At 69.0% G+C, this 2,491-nt stretch carries 1 protein-coding gene and 1 pseudogene; both read left to right on the top strand.

Translation table 11 applies throughout. The features are described from left to right. Nucleotides 1–200 precede the first annotated feature (200 nt). The gene (locus tag R6V09_RS50825) at nucleotides 201–1,520 is read left to right on the top strand and encodes a radical SAM protein (protein WP_317888200.1); all 1,320 of its coding nucleotides are present in this window, start codon (nucleotides 201–203) and stop codon (nucleotides 1,518–1,520) included. A 214-nt stretch (nucleotides 1,521–1,734) separates the two neighbouring features. Continuing rightward, nucleotides 1,735–2,491, top strand: a pseudogene (locus tag R6V09_RS50820) (cellulose-binding protein); the annotation flags it as partial.

Raw genomic sequence — 2,491 nt, 5'->3', positions numbered from 1 at the left:
CCACCCCCGTCCCGTCCGTCCCAGCCACAACGCCCCCGCACCCCGCAAGCAACCCGAGCCCCCACCCCCGTCCCGTCCGCCCAGCCAAACCCACCCGAACTGCACCACACCGACCCCCCGCTCCCCCGCCCAACCGCCGGAGGCATACCGTGAGGAGTCGTACGTCTGAGCAGGGCGCACGAGCCGGGAGGAGATACGGGATGGGCAGCCGCACCGCACTGGTCGAGGATCTGATGGAGCGCTTTCCGCATGTGCCGCGGGAAGCCGTCTTCAAGGAGGACCTGCTGCGCGGGGGTGTCGCCTTCGACCCGTCCGCGCTGAGCGACAACGAGAACGGCGAGGTCAAGCCGAAGTCGTACTTCATCTTCTCCTTCGACCACGGCACCCTGCCCGAGCTCGGCGAGGCCGCGCTCAGGCGCCCGCCCGAGGAGATCATCCTCACCGGCGGCCCGTACGACCTGAGGCGGACCGTCGTCTCCGTGCGGGTGAACCCCGCATCGCCGTACCGCGTCGCCTCCGACGACGACGGCGTGCTCGGGCTCTACCTCGACGGCAAGCGGATCGCGGACGTCGGTGTGCCGCCGATGCCGGAGTACTACCGGCACAAGCTCGCCAACGGGAAGTCCGTCATGGAGGTGGCCCCGACCATCCAGTGGGGCTACCTGATCTACCTGACCGTCTTCCGGGTCTGCCAGTACTTCGGCGCCAAGGAGGAGTGCCAGTACTGCGACATCAACCACAACTGGCGCCAGCACAAGGCCGCCGGTCGACCGTATACCGGAGTCAAGGACGTCGAGGAGGTCCTCGAAGCCCTGGAGATCATCGACCGCTACGACACCGCGAAGGTGTCCACCGCCTACACCCTCACCGGCGGCGCGATCACCAAGACGGTCGCCGGGCGCGACGAGGCCGACTTCTACGGCCACTACGCAAAGGCCATCGAGGAGCGCTTCCCGGGCCGCTGGATCGGCAAGGTCGTCGCCCAGGCGCTGCCGAAGGACGACGTGCAGCGCTTCAAGGACTACGGCGTGCAGATCTACCACCCCAACTACGAGGTGTGGGACGAGTATCTGTTCAAGCTGCACTGCCCGGGCAAGGAGCGGTACGTCGGCCGTGCGGAGTGGCACAAGCGCATCCTCGACTCGGCGGAGATCTTCGGCGCGCGCAACGTGATCCCCAACTTCGTCGCCGGTGTGGAGATGGCGGAGCCGTTCGGTTTCAAGACCGTCGACGAGGCGATCGCGTCCACGACCGAGGGGCTGCGCTTCTTCATGTCGCAGGGCATCACGCCCCGCTTCACCACCTGGTGCCCCGAACCGACCACCCCGCTCGGCAAGGCCAACCCGCAGGGCGCGCCGCTGGAGTACCACATCCGGCTGCTTGAGGCCTACCGCTCCACGATGGAGGACTTCGGGCTCAAGTCCCCGCCCGGATACGGCCAACCCGGCCCCGGCCGCGCGGTCTTCTCCGTCAGCTCCTTCATGGACAGCCTCCCCGCCGAGGAGCCCGCGCCTTTGTAAGGTAACGGTGTGGACAACTCCTGAGACCGGTGAGTCGGGAGAGGCTCGGACACGTACAACTGCACAGAGGCGACTGACGGTTACCGTAATTGAATACCCGGCTTGTCAGTTGTGTGGGACGCGTGAAAGGCTCTGGCCCTGTCACGAGGCAGCCCCCCTCCAACTCGCTTAATGTCAGAGCTAGTTGGCCGTCATTCGTGGATGCAGGAGACCCATGCCCGACCTGCCGACTCCTCAGGACGCCGCTGAGGCCGCGCTGTTCACCGAGTGCTGGGATGCCGTGCTGTCCTACGCCGACCTGTGCACGTCCGGCGCCGCCTCGGCCACCGAGCTGGCCAGTGAGGCCTTCGCGCTGGGCATCCAGGAGGCCCGTTCCGCCGGGTCCGGGCCGATGCGCGGTCCGGCCCGTCGCGTCCTGCCGGTGATACCGCTGCTGCTGACCGCCGTGCGGACCACGGCGGCGGCGTGGGAGTTCGCCGGACAGGGGCACCGGCTCGACCCGGACCTGCGGCTGTGGCTCAACTCGGAGAAGGCGGCCCGCTACCACGGCATGCCGCTGCAGCGCCCGATCGCCCTGCGCGGTCTGCGGGATCTGCAGGAACCGGACGCCGCACTGCTGTGGCTGGCCGAGGTCGAGGCGCTGCCGCTGACCGTCGTGGCCCGCCGACTCGGCCTCGACCCGGCGATGATCTCCGGTGAACTCGCCCAGGTACGCGGCCTGTTCAGGGACCGCTGCCACCGCAGCCACCTCGACACACCGATGGCCGCGGAGTGCCGCAGCTACGCCCGGCTGCTGGACGCGGTCACCCGGTCACCGTCCGCCGACACACCCGAGGACCTCTCGCGCCACCTCGCCACCTGCGTGCAGTGCGCGGAGGCCGCCGCCTGTCTGCGGCTGCAGGGCGGCGGACTGCCGTCGGCCCTCGCGAGCGGGGTGATCGGCTGGGGCGGGCTCGCCTATCTGGAACGCC

It is taken from the genome of Streptomyces sp. W16 (assembly GCF_033194735.1).
Taxonomy (GTDB): domain Bacteria; phylum Actinomycetota; class Actinomycetes; order Streptomycetales; family Streptomycetaceae; genus Streptomyces.
The sequence above is the reverse complement of the archived record's forward strand: the minus strand, read 5'-3'. Positions and strand labels throughout refer to the sequence as shown.